Annotated in this window: 12 protein-coding genes; 8 read left to right on the top strand and 4 right to left on the bottom strand. The window is 73.9% G+C overall.

The genetic code is table 11. The annotated features are described in order from the left end of the window. Positions 1-13: 13 nt before the first annotated feature. The gene (locus ACIGO8_RS12180) at positions 14-1,078 is read left to right on the top strand and encodes a PHP domain-containing protein (protein WP_399727904.1); all 1,065 of its coding nucleotides are present in this window, start codon (positions 14-16) and stop codon (positions 1,076-1,078) included. On the opposite strand, the gene ACIGO8_RS12175 is transcribed toward ACIGO8_RS12180, so the two are convergent. Continuing rightward, positions 1,029-2,078: an esterase/lipase family protein gene (locus tag ACIGO8_RS12175; RefSeq protein ID WP_399727902.1), complete on the bottom strand. Its 1,050-nt coding sequence runs from the start codon at positions 2,076-2,078 to the stop codon at positions 1,029-1,031. The genes ACIGO8_RS12180 and ACIGO8_RS12175 overlap by 50 nt on opposite strands. Before the next feature lie 320 nt (positions 2,079-2,398). Here ACIGO8_RS12175 and ACIGO8_RS12170 point away from each other — a divergent pair, with 320 nt between their 5' ends. After that, positions 2,399-3,646 (top strand): helix-turn-helix domain-containing protein, encoded by a 1,248-nt coding sequence (locus tag ACIGO8_RS12170; RefSeq protein ID WP_399727901.1) that lies wholly within the window; start codon positions 2,399-2,401, stop codon positions 3,644-3,646. A gap of 17 nt (positions 3,647-3,663) precedes the next feature. Here the strand turns inward: ACIGO8_RS12170 and ACIGO8_RS12165 are convergent, their stop codons facing one another. Together ACIGO8_RS12165 and ACIGO8_RS12160 are read right to left on the bottom strand one after the other, a co-directional pair. After that, positions 3,664-5,055, bottom strand: a complete 1,392-nt coding sequence (locus ACIGO8_RS12165) for an NADP-dependent succinic semialdehyde dehydrogenase (RefSeq protein ID WP_399727899.1) — start codon at positions 5,053-5,055, stop codon at positions 3,664-3,666. 81 nt (positions 5,056-5,136) lie between these two features. Then, entirely contained in the window at positions 5,137-5,838 is a 702-nt protein-coding gene (locus ACIGO8_RS12160) for a ThuA domain-containing protein (RefSeq protein WP_399727896.1), read from the bottom strand. A 151-nt stretch (positions 5,839-5,989) separates the two neighbouring features. On the opposite strand from ACIGO8_RS12160, the gene ACIGO8_RS12155 reads away from it, so the two are divergent. Both ACIGO8_RS12155 and ACIGO8_RS12150 read left to right on the top strand, forming a co-directional pair. Then, positions 5,990-6,739, top strand: coding sequence for a DUF3626 domain-containing protein (locus tag ACIGO8_RS12155; RefSeq protein ID WP_399727893.1), 750 nt, complete (start codon positions 5,990-5,992; stop codon positions 6,737-6,739). 196 nt (positions 6,740-6,935) lie between these two features. After that, positions 6,936-7,742: a class II aldolase/adducin family protein gene (locus ACIGO8_RS12150; RefSeq protein ID WP_399727891.1), complete on the top strand. Its 807-nt coding sequence runs from the start codon at positions 6,936-6,938 to the stop codon at positions 7,740-7,742. Between the two features lie 35 nt (positions 7,743-7,777). On the opposite strand, the gene ACIGO8_RS12145 is transcribed toward ACIGO8_RS12150, so the two are convergent. Then, positions 7,778-8,389 (bottom strand): TetR/AcrR family transcriptional regulator, encoded by a 612-nt coding sequence (locus ACIGO8_RS12145; protein WP_399727888.1) that lies wholly within the window; start codon positions 8,387-8,389, stop codon positions 7,778-7,780. 125 nt (positions 8,390-8,514) lie between these two features. Here ACIGO8_RS12145 and ACIGO8_RS12140 point away from each other — a divergent pair, with 125 nt between their 5' ends. The 4 genes from ACIGO8_RS12140 to ACIGO8_RS12125 all read left to right on the top strand — a co-directional run bounded on the left by ACIGO8_RS12140 (position 8,515) and on the right by ACIGO8_RS12125 (position 15,855). Then, positions 8,515-11,121, top strand: a complete 2,607-nt coding sequence (locus tag ACIGO8_RS12140; protein WP_399727886.1) for an FHA domain-containing protein — start codon at positions 8,515-8,517, stop codon at positions 11,119-11,121. Positions 11,122-11,146: 25 nt separating this feature from the next. Continuing rightward, entirely contained in the window at positions 11,147-12,025 is an 879-nt protein-coding gene (locus tag ACIGO8_RS12135; RefSeq protein ID WP_399727883.1) for a hypothetical protein, read from the top strand. Then, positions 12,025-13,005: a serine/threonine-protein kinase gene (locus ACIGO8_RS12130; RefSeq protein ID WP_399727881.1), complete on the top strand. Its 981-nt coding sequence runs from the start codon at positions 12,025-12,027 to the stop codon at positions 13,003-13,005. The genes ACIGO8_RS12135 and ACIGO8_RS12130 overlap by 1 nt, the downstream gene beginning before the upstream one ends. A gap of 162 nt (positions 13,006-13,167) precedes the next feature. Beyond that, positions 13,168-15,855: a hypothetical protein gene (locus ACIGO8_RS12125; protein ID WP_399727877.1), complete on the top strand. Its 2,688-nt coding sequence runs from the start codon at positions 13,168-13,170 to the stop codon at positions 15,853-15,855. Positions 15,856-15,917 lie beyond the last annotated feature (62 nt).

The following is a 15,917-nucleotide window of genomic DNA, read 5'->3' as shown; positions in this document are numbered from 1 at the left end:
ACGGTGCGGCACGATGGATCCGGTGGCGGCCCTGGAACGGATCGCGTTCCTGCTGGAGCGCGCGCAGGCGCCCGCCTACCGGTCCCGGGCGTTTCGTACGGCCTCGGCGGCGGTCACCGACCTCGGCCCGGACGAGGTGGCGCGCCGGGCCGCCGCCGGCACGCTGGAGTCGGTGAAGGGCATCGGGCCGAAGACGGCGGCGGTGGTGCGCGAGGCGCTGCAAGGGCGCGTGCCGGAGTACCTGGAGCGACTGGAGCGGGAGATCCCGGTCCCGGAGGCGCACGGCGGCGAGACGCTGCGGGCGGCGCTGCGCGGCGACTGCCATCTGCACTCGGACTGGTCGGACGGCGGCAGCACGATCGAGGACATGGGCCGGGCGGCGGCCCGGCTGGGCCACGAGTGGGCGGTCCTGACGGACCATTCGCCGAGCCTGAAGGTGGCCCGCGGGCTGTCCGCCGACCGGCTGCGGGAGCAATTGGACGTGGTGGCCCGGCTCAACGAGGAGTGGGCGCCGTTCCGGCTGCTGACCGGGATCGAGTGCGACATCCTGGAGGACGGCTCGCTCGACCAGGAGCCCGAACTCCTCGACCGGCTGGACCTGGTGGTCGGCTCGGTCCACTCCAAGCTGCGGATGAACGCGGCGGCGATGACCCGCCGGATGGAACGCGCGGTGCGCAACCCGCTGATGGACGTGCTCGGTCACTGCACCGGCCGCCTGGTGACCGGCGGGCGGCTGCGTCCGGAGTCGGAGTTCGACGCGGAGCGGGTCTTCGCCGCCTGCGCCGAGTCGGGCACGGCGGTCGAGATCAACAGCCGTCCCGAGCGGCTCGATCCGCCCCGGCGGCTGCTGCGGATCGCGGTGGACGCCGGGGTGTCCTTCGCGATCGACACGGACGCCCACGCGCCGGGCCAGCTGTCGTGGCAGATCATCGGCTGCGCGCGGGCGGAGGAGTGCGCGGTGCCCGCGGACCGGGTGATCAACACCCGGTCCGCGGACGACCTCCTGGCGTGGACCCGAGGCCAGGACCCTACGGGAGGCAGTCGGGGCGCCGGGCGTGGGCCGGGTCGAGGGCGTTGAGGACGAGGCGGGTGGCGGTGGCGTCGTAGCTGATGTCGGTGTGCCCGGTGAGGTCCAGCGGACAGTAGTCCTGCACGCGCTGGTTGACGACGCCCAGGGCCGGTGCGAGGAAGGACGAGGTGTACGGCGTGACGACCTCGTCGTGGCGGGTGGCGATGACCGTGAAGGAGACGTCCGGGCTGCTCTCGCCGCCCTCGTTGAGCGCCGTCAGGAAGCCGGAGCCGGTGACCTGCTGGGCGCAGGCGCCGCAGGAGGCGCCCGTGAGCGCGTCGCCGCCGGGGAAGGAGCGGGCGAGCAGGCCGAGGCCCCACAGCGAGGTGCCGTGGTTGGTGGGTGACAGGGCCACCAGGTGGGCGGTCTTCGCCGCGCCGCCCAGGTTCTTCAGGTAGTAGCGGGGCATCAGGCCGCCCTGGGAGTGACCCACGAGGTCGACCCGGCCGGCGCCGGTCGCGGTCCTGACGCGGTCGACGAAAGCGGCGAGCTGGGCCGCGGAGGCGGGGATGTCGCCGGTGGCCATAACGGGTCCCGAGCCGCTGCCGCCGTAGTTGAGCGCGAAGACGCAGTAGCCCTCCTGCTTCAGTTTCGGGGCGAGGCCGGCCCAGTTGGCGTAGCGGTTCTCGAAGGTGCCGTGGACGAGGACGACGGGCCGGGGCCGGGCGGCGCTCGGGCGGCAGCTCCAGTCGTTCGCGCCGGCGGGGACGGCGGTGGGGTGGAGCAGGGAGTAGCCGAGGGCGGCCGGGAAGCCGTCCTGGGGCGGACCGACCGGGTCGGCGGCCGGGACGGTCGGCTCCGCCTGGTCCGGCTGGTCCGCCTTATTCGTCGAGGCGGTGGAGGCCGTGGAGGCCGTGGAGGCGGTTGAGGCCGTGGAGCCGTACGCGACGGTGGTCGCCCCGGCGGTGGTGGTGCCCGCGACGCCGAGACAGGCCGCGGTGGCGAGGCCGGACAACGCGGCGGCCAGAAGGCGAGGGCGCGCGGTGCGCCAGGCCCTGGTGTTGCACATGGGTGATCTCCTCTGCCGTGCTGGGCGGGTGCGGAGCGCGGGCGGCCTCGATGTCGTGGTCACAAGGGCGAGACACGGAAGCTACCGGCGCGTAACGTCGTCTCCACGCTCGCGTCGGCGGTCGGGGCGCCACCAGCGCGGACCGCGGCCCGAGCCGGAAGATGTCACCCGCGTGACAGTTTTCGCGGACCGCCTCTCACCCCGCGCAGCGCCCGCTCGCCGACCGTTCCGGTCGCCCGCACCTCGCACCCCGCACTGTCAACCGCACCCGAACCCGCACCCGCACCCGCACCCGCACCCGCACCCGACGGAGGTCTCCGATGGCGTCGTCGCCACCGTCCGCCGACCCGTTCGTCCGCCGGCCCTGGCACGAGCTGCCCGTGGTCCTCGCCGGGCTGATCCGGCCGCGGATCGACGGGATCGTCACCGAGATGGGCGAGGCGATCCGGGCCGAGGTCCCCGCCTACCGCCGCCCGGTCGACTCGGCCGTCGGGCGTGACCTGACGGCCGCGATCCGCCGGGCCCTGTGGCAGTTCACCGAGCTGATCGAGCATCCGGACGGTGTCCAGGACCACCACGCCGGGCACTTCCGGCACCTCGGCCGGATCGAGTTCCTGGCCGGCCGGACCACCGACGGCATCCAGGCCGCCTTCCGGGTCGGGGCACGCGTCGGCAGTCGCCGGTACGTGGAGATCGCCCAGGAGGCCGGGCTGCCGCCGCAGGTCGTCGTGCCGCTCCACGAGGCCGTCCTGGTCCACATCAGCGTCCTGTCGGACGAGGCGGTCAAGGGCTTCCTCGCGGCGCGGCACCGCGCGGAGGGCGAGGCGCGCCGGGCCCGAAGGGCGCTCGCGGACCGGCTGCTCGACGCGTCCCGAGAGGCCGGGCTGGGCCGGGAGGTCCGGGACGGCGAACGGGACGGCGAACGCGCGGCCCTCGGGCCGCTCGCCGAGCGGGCCCGCTGGCCGCTGCCGGCGACCGTGGCGTGCGTTCTCGTGCGCGGGGCGGCCCGGTTCTCCGTACCGGGCGCGGACGACGCGCTGCTGTCCGTCACCCGGGGCGGGGACACGGTGCTGCTGGTGCCGGATCCGGAGGCCGGCGGTCTTCTCGACCGGATACGGGCGGCCGCGCGGGACCGGGACGCCGCCGCGGGCCCGGCCGTGGAGCCGACGGCGGCCTGGCTCTCGCTCCAGTGCGCCCGCCTCGCCCTCGACCACCGCCCGCCCGGCGGGGCCGCCTCGTTCCTGCGCGCCGACGACGACCTGGCCCGGCTGCACCTGCTGCGCGGCGCGCCGATCGGCCGGCTGCTCGGCCGCCGGGTCCTGGGCGCGTTCGACGGCCTGCCGGAGGGCCGGGCGGCGCGTCTCGCCGAGACCCTGGAGGCCCTCCTCGGCTCCTGGGGACGCTCGGCACCCGAGGTGGCCCGGACGCTGGGCATCCATCCGCAGACGGCCCGGCAGCGGCTGCGCCGCCTGGAGGAGCTGTTCGGCGACCGGCTGAGCGATCCGGCCTTCCGTTTCGAGGCCCTGCTCGCCCTGCGCACCCGCGCCCTCGACGAGCACGGCCGCTGACGAGCCGCTGTCAGGGGTCAGGCGCGCTGCCAGACCGTGGTCGCGTTGCAGAACTCGCGGATGCCGTGGCCGGAGAGCTCGCGTCCGTAGCCCGAGCGCTTGACCCCGCCGAAGGGCAGCGCGGCGTGCGAGGCGGTCATGCCGTTCACGAAGACGCCGCCCGCCTCCAGGTCCCGTACGAAGAAGGAGACGTCCTCGTCCTTGCGGGTCCAGACGTTCGAACTCAGGCCGAAGGGCGAGTCGTTGGCGACGGCGACGGCCTCCTCGATGTCCGCGACCGGGTAGAGCGTGGCGACCGGGCCGAAGGTCTCCTCGCGGTGGATTCGCATCTCGGGCGTGATGCCGGTGAGGACGGTGGGCCGGTAGAACCAGCCGCGCGGCTGCCCGTCCGGGCGGCCGCCGCCGCACAGCACGGTGGCGCCGGCGGCCACGGCGTCGTCGACGAGGGCCTCCAGGTCGGCGCGGCCCTGTTCGGTGGCGAGCGGGCCGACGTCGGTGTCGTCCTCCAGCGGGTCGCCGACGGTGAGGGCGTTCATGGCGGCGGTGAAGCGCTCGGCGAAGTCGTCGTAGACGTCCTGGTGGACGATGAAGCGCTTGGCCGCGATGCAGGACTGCCCGTTGTTCTGGACGCGGGCCGTGACGGCGGTCTTCACGGCCCTGGGCAGGTCGGCGGAGGGCATGACGATGTACGGGTCGCTGCCGCCGAGCTCCAGGACGGTCTTCTTCACCTCGTCACCCGCGATGGAGGCCACGGAGCGGCCGGCGGGTTCGCTGCCGGTGAGGGTCGCGGCGGCGACGCGGGGATCGCGCAGCACGCCCTCGACGGCGCCGGAGCCGATCAGCAGCGTCTGGAAGCAGCCTTCGGGGAAGCCGGCGCGGCGGAACAGCTCGCCGAGGTAGAGGGCGGTCTGCGGCACGTTGGAGGCGTGCTTGAGGAGCCCGGTGTTGCCGGCCATGAGCGCGGGCGCGGCGAAGCGGATGACCTGCCAGAGCGGGAAGTTCCAGGGCATGACGGCGAGGATCGGGCCGAGCGGCCGGTAGTGGACGCGCGCGAGGTCGGCGCCGGAGTCCTGGACGTCGTGGTCGGAGGGGTGCTCGTCGGCGAGCAGGGCCTCGGCGTGCTCCGCGTACCAGCGCATGGTCTTGGCGCACTTGCCGGCCTCGGCGCGGGCCGCGGCGATCGGCTTGCCCATCTCGGTGGTCATCGTGCGGGCGATGTCGTCGGTGTCCTCCTCGAGGAGGGCGGCGGCGGCGCGCATCAGCCGGGCGCGTTCGGCGAAGGGCGTGATGCGGTACTGCCGGTACGCCTCGTGGGCGGCGCTGACGCGGCGCTCGACCTCGTCGGGCCCGTGGGCCTCGTAGGTGCGCAGCGTCTCGCCGGTCGCCGGGTTCACGGTGGCGATGCCCATGTCGTCTCCTCCTGGCCTACGCCCCCACCGGCAACCTTTCGCGACCGGGCGCCGCGCGCAAATCGGGGCGGCCCGGTGGGGTCACCGCGGGCCGGCCACCCAGTCGAGGGCGCCGGCCAGGTGGGCGCGGAAGGCGGGGTCCGCGTAGGCCTCGGCGGCGTGGCCGAGCGCCGTGAACAGGACGCGGCCGCGGCCGGGCGCGGCGTCGCGGCACCAGACGAGCGGATGGTCGGCGCCGTGGGTGCCGCCGCGGTAGCGGGTCTCGTCGGCGCGGGCGAGGACGCGGACGCCCGCGGCCCGCGGATCGGCGGTGAAGTTGTACCACTCGTCGGTCCACTCCCAGCGCTCCGGGAGCGGGGCCGTCGCGGGGTGGGCGGGCTCGTCGACGCAGACGGTGCCGGGCTGGATCTCGGGGTGGCCGGCGAAGCGGGTGCCGAGGAGTTCGCCGTAGAAGGGCCAGTCGGGTTCGGCGTTGGCGGCGGCGTGGATCGCGAGGACGCCGCCGCCGGCCCGTACGTACGCCTCGAAGGCGGCCCGGCCGGCGTCGGTGAGCACGCTGCCGGTGGTGGAGAGCAGGACGACGGCGGCGCAGCGGGCGAGCCGGCCGGGGGCGAAGGCGGCGGGGTCCTCGGTGGTCTCGGCGGAGAGTCCGGCGGCGGTGGCGAGCTCGGTGAGGGCGGCGGCGCCGGCGGGGATCGAGTCGTGCCGGTAGCCCGCGGTGCGGGTGTAGACGAGGACGTCGCGGGCGCCACCCGGTCCGGCCGTGGTGTCGCTGCTCCGCATCCTGGGACTCCTCTATTCGCTTTCGCCGGTCTGCCGCTCCCGGGCGCGAGCGCGGGGAGCAAGCGTGGGGAGCAAGCGCTTTCTGTCCCGGTCGACCGTAGTCGGTCAAAAGCGTGCGCCGCAAGGCACGGACCTGCGGCAGACTGCGCCAATGGATCTTCTGCCCAGGCCGCGCCGCGCCCTCGCCCATGTCTCCGCCCTGGCCACGGGCGGGCCCGTGCCTCCCGCACTGCGGGTGACGCTCAACTTCCACCCGACCTTCCTCGACCGGCTCGGCGAGGACGGTGTCTATCGCTCCCAGTTCGTCACGGGTACCAGCAACGGCGGACTCACCGCCCGCCCCGGCGGGGATCGGTGGCGCTGGGAGAGCCGCATATTCGGCGGGGCGTACGACGACGCGCCGGCGCACGAGCGGCCCGTGTACGGCGCTCTCGACCACCGTCGCCGCCCCTACGGCGCCGCCCACCGCTTCGGCTCCGCGCACTTCCGTCTGACCGCGGCCACCCTGGCCCGGACGACCTTCTGCTATCCGGACAGCGTCATGGAGCCGGAGGACTTCGGCGTCGCGGAGCGGATGGCCCTGATCGCGCTCGCCGAGGCGGACGACGTCGACGTGCTCGACGACTGCGTCGAGGCCCATGTGCACGGCCCGGTCGAGATCGGCCGTGACGTGGAGGCTCTCGTCCTGGACCCGAGCTTCCGCGGCACGGAGGTGGAGGCCGCCGCCCGCGCCCTGCCCTGCCCGGTGGAGTGGCACGGCGGCTTCCGGCTCTCGGTCGACGAGCTGCGCGAGCACCCGGGGTACCGGGGTCCCGGGTACGTGGAGCTGGGCGCCGAGATCGCCGTGGACGGGTGGCTGGACGCGCGGATCGTGCAGGAGGCGGCGGAGTCGGGCCGTTAGGACCGGCAGGACGTGAAGCGGGTGTGGCATCTGCTCGCCCGGTTCGGGGCGCCGCGGGGCTGAGGGCCGGGGCGGCGGGGCGCGTGCGGTCCGGGGCTGCCCGGTTCCGAGGTGAGCGGTGCGGTCATTGTCGTATCGGATACACCGCTGTATCTTTTGGCGGCCCGATGACCTGCCGTACCGCCGGAGGACCCTCATGAGCACCCTGCCGCCCGCCCTCGCCGCCGCCGTCGGTCCGCTGCCGGAGGGCGTCACGCTGCCGCTGCCGCCGCGCTTCGACTCCGTCGAGGAGGAGCGCCGCTACCGCAAGGAACAACTGGCGGCCGGCTTCCGGATCTTCGGGAGGTTCGGCTTCTCCGAGGGCGTCGCCGGGCACATCACCGTGCGCGACCCCGGGGAGCCGGACACCTTCTGGGTCAACCCGTTCGGCATGAGCTTCTCGCAGATCAAGGCCTCCGACCTGATCCGGGTCGACCACGAGGGCCGGGTGCTCGACGGCGGCCGGCCGGTCAACCGGGCCGCCTTCGTCATCCACTCCCAGGTCCACGCGGCCCGGCCGGACGCGATCGCCGCCGCGCACTCGCACTCGCTGCACGGCAAGGCCTTCTCCAGCCTCGGCGTGCCGCTCGACCCGATCACGCAGGACGCCTGCGCGTTCTTCGAGGACCACGGGATCTACGACGACTACCGGGGCGTGGTCAACGAGCTGGAGGAGGGCGAGCGGGTCGCGAAGGCGCTCGGCTCGTACAAGGCGGTCATCCTGAAGAACCACGGCCTGCTCACGGTCGGCGGGTCGGTCGCCGAGGCCGTCTGGTGGTTCGTCACGATGGAACGCTCCTGCCAGGCCCAGCTGTTGGCGATGGCCGCGGGCACGCCGCAGCTGATCGACCGGGAGACGGCGCTGCTGACGCGCGGACAGGTGGGCACCTCGATGGCCGGCTGGTTCCAGGCCCGCCCGCTGTGGGACCAGATCGAGGCCTCGGACCCCGACCTCTTCGACTGACGCCCGCCGCCGGGCGGTTCAGCCGGTCGGGCGGTTCAGCCGGACGGGCGGGTGACCGCCTGGAGGAGGGGCGCCAGGAAGTCGGCTTCGAGGCTGCCGGGCGGCAGCGCCTCCGGCTCGACGTAGCTCTGCGCCAGGCCGCCCTCGCGCAGGGCGACGACCAGCCGGGCGAACCGGTCGGCGTCCACGGTGAGTTCGCGGCCCGCCCGGCGCACCACGAGGGCGAGGCCGCGGGCGATCTCGGCGCGCAGCCGGGCGTCGTGCCGGGCCAGCACCCACGCCGCCTGCCGGTCACGGATGGCGTGCAGCGTGAACTCCATGCTCACGACGTACCAGTCCCGCTCGTCCGGCTCGACCCGCGAGGCGAGTTCGGCGAGCTTCTCCAGGGTGTAGTCCTCGGGGGCGAGCGCGTCGATCGCGTCGGCGAGCCGGCGCACGATCTGCTCGCCGTGCTCGTCGAAGAGGGCGAGGAAGAGCTCCTCCTTGCTCGCGAAGTTCGAGTAGTACGCGCCGCGCGTGAATCCGGCGCGCTCGCAGATCTGCTCGATCGACGCGGCCTGGAAGCCGTGCTCGGCGAAGGTCTCCAGGGCCGCCTTCAGCAGGGCCGCACGGGTACGGGGACGGCGTTTGGTGACACCTTTCGGCACGGCGTGATCCTCCTTCGCGGGCCGGACGGGAACGGGGCGGCCGCCCACGATACCGGCGCCCGCGACCGGCCGGGCGAAGCCGGTCTCTCCGGGCGGGGACGGGCGTGCGACGTTAAGATTCACGCATGGGACAGCGGTCCGTCGCGCCCGCCGCCCCCGAGCTGGTCCTCGAGATCGACGGGGACGCGACCGTGATGAACCCGGGCCGCGTCTATCGGATCGGGCGCGACCCTACGAGCGATTTCGTCCTGGCCGACGCCCGGGCGTCCTGGCATCACGCGGTCCTGCGGGCGGTGGGCGACCACTGGACGCTCGCGGACGAGGGCAGCACCAACGGCACCTTCGCGGACGGCCACCGGGTGGACCTCAGCGTGGTCGGCCCGGGCACGATCCTCCGCTTCGGGCATCCCGCGGACGGCCCGATGGCCGTGCTGCTGCCGGGCCCCCCGCCCGAGACCCCGCCCCGCGGGAGCCCGGAGCAGGCCCCGCCCCGCGGGAGCCCGAGCCAGGCCCCGCCACGCGAGCGGCCGCGCCCCGAGCCCGTACGCGGCCCCGAGCCCGTACGCGGCCCTGAGCCCGTACGCAAGCCCGAGCCGCAGCCGCCGACGCCCGCGCCCATACGCAAGCCCGAGCCCGTACGCGAGCCCGAGCCCCGGCCCGCTCCCCCGCCCGAGCCTCCGCCGCCCGCCGGACCCGCCGTACCCGCCGGGCCGGTCACGCCGCCGCGGCCGTCCTCCGTCTCGTATCCCGCCCGCACCGGCACCTTCCGGCAGCCGACGGCCGTACGTCCGCTGCCCACCCGCACCCTCCGGATCGGCCGCGCCGCCGACAACGACCTCGTCGTGGACGACCTCACCGTCTCGCGCCGCCACGCCGAACTGAGCGCGGCTTCCGACGGCACGTACTGGATCCACGACCTCGGCAGCCACAACGGCACCTTCCTCAACGGCCGTCCCGTCCGCGACGCCCGGGTGACCGCCGAGGACATCGTCGGCATCGGCCACAGCGCGTTCTGCCTGATCGGCGGCCACCTGGTCGAGTTCACCGACACCGGCGAGGTCTCGCTCGACGTGCAGGAGCTCGCCGTCACCGTCGACCACGGCCGCAAGACGCTCCTCGACGGCGTGTCCTTCCCCGTCGGCCAGAAGTGCCTGCTCGCCGTCGTCGGCCCCTCCGGCGCCGGCAAGTCGACGCTGCTCGGCGCGCTCACCGGCCAGCGGCCCGCCGACCGCGGCACCGTCCTCTACGACGGCCGCGACCTCTACCGGGACTACGCGGAACTGCGCCAGCGCATCGGACTCGTCCCGCAGGACGACATCCTGCACCTCCAGCTCACCGTGCGCCGGGCCCTCGGGTACGCCGCCGAGCTGCGCTTCCCGGAGGACACCGCGCCCGCCGAGCGGCGCGCCCGGGTCGACGAGGTGATCGCGGAACTCGGCCTCGGCGAGCGGGCCGGACAGCCGATCCACAGCCTTTCCGGCGGCCAGCGCAAGCGGGTGAGCGTGGCCCTGGAACTCCTCACCAAGCCCTCGCTGCTCTTCCTCGACGAGCCGACCTCCGGGCTCGACCCGGGCATGGACCGCTCGGTGATGCACATGCTGCGCGGGCTCGCCGACGACGGGCGCACGGTCGTCGTCGTCACGCACAGCGTGCTGAGCCTGGACGTGTGCGACCGGCTGCTCGTGCTGGCGCCGGGCGGCCGGGTCGCCTACTACGGGCCGCCCGACGACACGCTGGACTTCTTCGGCTTCGCGCAGTGGCCGGAGGCGTTCGAGGCCTTCGAGAACGACCGCGGCCGCGACTGGGCGGCCCAGTACCGCGCCTCCCGCTTCCACCGCCAGTACATCGAGGAGGCCGGCGTCCGTCCCGACCTGCCCCTCGCCGGGGCACCGCCGGAGCCGGCGCCGCCGCCGAAGGCGCAGAGCTGGTGGGCCCAGCTGCGTACGCTCGTACGGCGTTACGCGGCGGCCCTCTCCGCCGACCGTACGTTCCTGGCCATCATGGTGGCGCTGCCGTTCATCATGGGCGCGATGGCCCGGGCTCTGTCCGAGGGCAGTCTGGGCGCCGAGTCGACGCTGAACGTGCTGCTCATCCTGTGCGTCGGCGGCGTGCTGACGGGCGCGGCGAACGCGGTCCGCGAGCTGGTCAAGGAGCGGACCATCTACCGCCGTGAGAGAGCCGTCGGCCTGTCCCGTTCCGCGTATCTGATGTCCAAGGTGGTCGTGCTCGGCCTGATCACGGTCGTGCAGGCGGTGGTGCTCACCCTGGTGGCGCTGATCGGTGTCCCGCTCGGCGCGCCCGGTGGCAAGGGCGTGCTGATGCCGCCGCTGGTGGAGCTGACCCTCGCCGTGGCGCTGCTCGCCTTCACCGCGATGATGCTCGGACTGTTCGTCTCCGCCCTGGTGCGCAAGGAGGAGGTGACGATGCCGCTGCTCGTCCTACTCGCGATCGTCCAGGTGGTCTTCTGCGGCGCGCTCCTGAACGTACGCGGGACGCCGGTCCTGGAGCAGCTGGCCTGGCTGGTGCCGTCGCGGTGGGCGTTCGCGGCGATGGGCGCGACCGTGGACATCGGCGCGAAGGTGCCGGGCGAGAAGACCGCCGATCCCCTGATGGACCACACGGTGGGCGCGTGGCTGTTCGACATGGGGATGCTGGTGGTGCTGTGCGTGGTCCTCGGCCTCGTCGTGGCCCGGCTGCTGCGCCGGCACGAGCCGGTCGTGATGCGGAAGTAGCAGCGGAAGTGAGGTGCTGGGTGCCGTGAACGCGGTCGTGCCGGACTACTCGTACGTGCCGGACTTCCGGCCCACGCATGTCGTGCCGCGTGACGGGCTGCCCGCCTGGGAGGCGCCCGATCCGGCGCTGCCGACCGCGCCGCTGGACGCCTTCCTGCCCGTGCAGCTGCTCGACCGGGTCGGCGACTGGGGACAGGTGCTGTGCTCGAACGGCTGGTCGGCGTGGGTCGACGCGCGGCTCCTGGTGTCCGTTCCGGCCGATCCGCCGGCCGCCGGCAGCCCGCTCACCCGGACCGCGGACCCGCGCCCGCTGATCGCCCGGGCCGAGGACGCGCTCGGCCGCTTCCGGCGGGCCGTGGAGGAGCTGGCGGCGGGACGGGCGGACGGCGAGACGTTCCGGCAGCGCACCCGCGGGCTGCGGGTCGGGATGGTCGTCGACGGCGAGGCGGTGTGGCTGTACGACGCGGAGCACGAGCGGTGGGTGTTTTGCGACGGGGCCGGCCTGAGCACGTACGCGGCCGCTTCGGGCCCGTCGGTGGCGGCCCGGACACCCTCCGGCGTCACCGGCTCCCCGGCCTCGCCGGCCTCTCCCCTCCCCGCCGGCTCGTCCGGCTCCTCCGGCTCGCCCGGCCCAGCTGTCTCTCCCCGGTCCGAGGGCGCCGAGCGCTCCGGCGCCTTCCCCGGCGAGGCCGCGCACGCGCCGACCCAGGTCGTGCCGGAGCTGTCCCGCCCGCCCGACGACGGGCCCGCCGCCACCCAGGTCGTGCCGGAGCTGTCCCGCCCGCCCGACGACGGACCGGGCGCCACCCAGGTCGTGCCGGAGCTGTCCCGGCCGCCCGAGGACGGACCGGGCGCCACCCAGGTGGTCCAGGGCCTGCCCCCGGACGGGCCGGGTGAGGACTGATGGAGCGGCCCGACTCCGAACTCCCGGCCGGGCGCGACTCGGGTCTCGTCGGGAAGCGCGTCGCCGGCTACCGCGTCGAGGCGGAGATCGGGCGCGGCGGCATGGCCGTGGTCTACCGGGCGCTCGACCTGAACCTCGGCCGCGTCGTGGCGCTGAAGCTGCTCGCCCCCGAGCTGGCCCGCAACGACACCTTCCGCAAGCGCTTCGCGCACGAGTCACGGGTGGCGGCGGCGATCGACCACCCGCACATCGTGCCGGTGTTCGAGGCGGGTGAGACGGAGGGCGTGCTCTACATCGCGATGCGTTACGTGCCCGGGCAGGACCTGCGGGCGCTGCTGGACCGGGAGGGCCCGCTGGAGCCCGTGACGGCCGCGCGGATCGCGGTGCAGGTGGCCTCCGCCCTCGACGCGGCGCACGCGCACGACCTGGTGCACCGGGACGTGAAGCCGGGCAACATCCTGGTCGCCGAGGGCACCGACCGGGACCATCCCGAGCACGTCTATCTCACCGACTTCGGCCTGACGAAGAAGTCGCTGTCGCTGACCGGGTTCACGTCGGTCGGGCAGTTCGTCGGGACCCTCGACTACGTGGCGCCCGAGCAGATCTCGGGCAAGCCGGTGGACGGGCGCTGCGACGTGTACAGCCTCGGGTGCGTGGTCTTCGAGACGCTGACGGGCCGGCCGCCGTTCCGCCGGGACGACGACATGGCGCTGCTGTGGGCCCACCAGTACGATCCGCCGCCTCCGCTCTCGGAGGAGCGTCCGGGCCTGCCGGCCGCGGCGGACGAGGTGTTCGCGAGGGCGCTGGCGAAGGTGCCGGAGGAGCGGTACGGGACGTGCCTGGACTTCGTCGCGGAGCTGCGCACGGCGCTGGAGCAGGGCGTCGCCGCCAGGCGGCCGCCGAGCGGCAGCACCCGCTGGCCGCAGGGGGCGCCGCCGGAACCGCCGGAGTGGGCGCGGCCGGTGTTCAAGGCACGCTGAGCGGGCCGGGGCGGCGGGGGGCGACGGAAATCCGGGTCCGCGGGCACGGCGGCCTGACGGGTCGTCGGTGACCGCCGGGCCTCTTCATCTGTGTCAGCGGGAGCCAAGCCGGCCTGAATCGCGTCACTCACGTCACAGACGTCGCTTGAGAAAGAAGACACGATGCTCAGACAGCGGCTGCGGTCGGCGCTCTCCGCGCTGACCGGCACCCTGATGGCGGGCGCGCTCGTCGCCATGACGCCCCTGGTCGCCCACGCCGACCCCCCGCCCCTGCCCCTTCCCTCTCCCAACTCCTGTGATCCGGGCCCGTGGTATCTGACCCAGCACTACGAGGAGTTCGCACCGGCCGACGGGCCCTGGCGGGTGGCGCCGGGAGACAACCTCGAGGTGACCGTCACCAAGTCCCGCACCATCGAGGTCGGCGCCCAGCTCACCGTGGGCGTGTCGGCCGAGTGGGCGGTGGCCAAGGTCAACGCCGAACTCGGCATCAGCACCAAGGCCTCGTGGACGAGTTCGGTCGGTCTGAAGACCAACACCAACTCCCCGGCCCACGAGGTGACCCACGTCTACTACGGCGTGTTCACCGAACGCGTCCTCATGGAGCGCAACTGGTACCCCGCCGGGTGCAACAAGGGGTGGCCGTACAACCTGTCGAGCTTCCAGAGCGCGATGTGGGTGCAGCTCCCGAAGAGCGAGGGGTTCAAGAAGGTCTCGATGCCGCTCGGCCGAGGCGGCATGGGCACGCCCGGCACGACCAACCCGCCTGCTCCGCCGCAGCCGCAGCCGGTGACGTCGGTCCACGGCCTGGCGGACGGCACGCTCCTGCAGACCACGGACACCCGGCGCATCTACAAGATGGTCGGTGGCGCACCGGTCTGGCAGGCCACGTGCGACAGCGGCATCTGCGACTCCTCGCCGCGGCCGACGACGCAGTCGGTCATCGACGCCGGTCCGAAGACCCCGCGCAACGGCTCGTCGGCCATCGACCAGCGCGGCCGGATCTACCTCTACGTCGGCGGTGCGCCGCTGCACCAGTCGCACTGCAACTCCCCGGTCAACTGCGGCCGGCCGCCGAAGATCTCGGACTGGTCGATCGACGCGCGTGACCACATGAACCAGGTCCCGGCCGACGGCAACCTGGTCCAGGGCTGGAACGCCGGCAACGCGACTCCCGTCGCGCAGACCGTCGGCGGCGCGCGGCTCAACTTCGCCAGCCCGCAGGAGGTCGTCGACACGGGCTTCGGCGCGGACTGGCCGTCCAAGGTCGTCATCGTGTCGGACTACTCGTTCAACAACCTCGGCACGATCCCGGCGGACGGCACGCTCGTCCAGGGCACGGGCGGCGGCGCCTCGACACCGGTGGCCATGTTCGTGGCCGGGTCGCGGATCAACTTCGCCACGCCCGAGGAAGTGGTCGAGACGGGGTACGGGACGAACTGGCGCGAGAAGGTGCGCGCGATCCCGAGCCGGGTCTTCAACGAGTTCCACGCCGACATCCCGCCGGACGGCTCGCTCATCCAGGGCGTCGCGAACGGCGTGCCGACGCCGGTGGCGATGATGCTCGGCGGCGCGCGGATCAATTTCGCCTCGCCGCAGGAGGTCGTCGACTCCGGCTTCGGAACCGACTGGGCGTCGAAGGTCCGGACGGTGCCGTCGCGCGCCTTCCACATGATCCGTGCCGACGTGCCCGACGACGGCACGCTGGTCCAGGGGACGGGCGGGGCCTCGCCGGTCGCGGCGATCATCGGCGGCGCGCGGGTCAACTTCGCCTCGCCGCAGGAGGTCGTCGACTCCGGCTTCGGGACGGACTGGGCGTCGAAGGTCCGTGCGCTGCCGGCCCGGGCGTTCAGCCTGATCCCGGACCGGATCGGCGACGGCACGCGGATCAAGCAGGCCGGTTCCACCTCGCAGGCCGGCATCGTCGGCGGTGCGAAGGTGCCGTTCGTGTCGATGGACGAACTGCTCGCCTGCGGATTCGGGGACAAGCGGATGTGGACCGTCCCGGACCGCGTGTGGGACGCGCTCACGACGAGGATCGCGGACGGCACCCGGCTGAAGAAGGCCGGATGGTCGTCGGAGGCCGCCGTCGTCGGCGGCGCGCGGGTCGACTTCTGGACCGAGGCCGAACGCAACGACGCCGGTTACGGCGGCGTCATGCTCCAGGCCGTACCGCCCCGGGTGTGGGACGCGATGACGACCAGGATCGCGGACGGCACGCGCATCGCGAAGAGCGGGTGGTCGTCGGAGGCCGCGATCGTCGGCGGCGCGCGGGTCGACTTCTGGACGGAGGCCGAACGCAACGACGCCGGTTACGGCACCAGGCCCCGCCAGGTCGTCCCGGTCCGGGTCTGGGACGGGCTCCCGGGTCGGATCGCGGACGGCACCCGGGTGAAGAAGTCGAGCACGACGTCCCAGGCCGGGATCATCGGCGGGGCGAATGTGCCCTTCGCCTCGATGGACGAACTGATCGCCTCCGGCTTCGGCGACAAGCCCATGTGGACCGTCCCCGACCGGGTCTGGGACGCGCTCCCGAACCGGATCGCGGACGGCACCCGGGTGAAGAAGGCCAGTACGACCTCGCAGGCCGGGATCATCGGCGGAGCGAAGGTGCCCTTCGCCTCGATGGACGAACTGATCGCCTCCGGCTTCGGCGACAAGCCCATGTGGACCGTCCCCGACCGGGTCTGGGACGCGCTCCCGGACCGCTTCGAGGACGGCACGCTGCTGAAGTCGCCCGACGCGCCGACGGTGTGGCGGATCCTCGACGGCAAGCGGGCCGAGATCAGCGATCCGGCCGGAACCGTCTGGGTCGTGCCCCGGCGCGTCCTGGACGCCGTTCCGCAGGGCTGACCGTCACCGACGGCACGGCGGGGCAGGGAGGGACGTCCTTCCCTGCCCCGTTCCGTCGTCGG

This window comes from Streptomyces sp. NPDC053493 (assembly GCF_044544825.1).
GTDB lineage: Bacteria > Actinomycetota > Actinomycetes > Streptomycetales > Streptomycetaceae > Streptomyces.
This window is presented reverse-complemented; position numbering and strand designations above follow the sequence as displayed.